A 698-nucleotide genomic window follows, 5' to 3' on the forward strand; every position below is an offset into this window, starting at 1 on the left:
AACCGAGTTTGCAAACTTTGACAGATAAATTCATCATATTTATTTAAGTCAGTCGTTGCTGCTATTTCCAGCTACGTTGATGAATTTAAATGTAGGGTGTGTGTCACACAGTGCAATGCACCGTCAACAATCCAAGGTGCGTTAGCCTAGGGCATAACATACCTTACTTTCTTTATTATTTCTTCATATACATTGTATTTTTCTCGGCGACTTACTTACCTTAAGCTTTGATATTGAGCATAACTCCCAAAGCTGATACATTATCACAATAATGTAGTACGATATATACATTGAAACCTGAGTTTTCTCCAGTGCAGAGAACTGACCAATTGAGTCTGCTTTATTGAAATTTTATATAAGGATATCTAAGTTTTCCCGGCTTAGATATCCAATAGCAACATAACCTATATAAATAGATTGTTAATTCTATTCTAATTAGTAATTTTTATTTTTAAATGCTTCTTAGGGCAGTTTATAAATTGGTACTTAAGTAGGATGTCAAAATTAGATAGAAGGTTTAATTAAATTTCAAAAGCATATTAAGATAAATCATCTTATGATATAATAGACACTTTTTTTGCTAATTAAAAAGTAACTAGATAAATATATCTAATTTTTACCCCAAGCTTTTATATTGAGCCTAACTTTTTAGGAGATGGGAATGGAAGTGAGGTCAGTCCCGCAAGGAACTTCAGTTC

The sequence above is a fragment of the Nostoc sp. KVJ20 genome (assembly GCF_001712795.1).
Taxonomy (GTDB): Bacteria; Cyanobacteriota; Cyanobacteriia; order Cyanobacteriales; family Nostocaceae; genus Nostoc.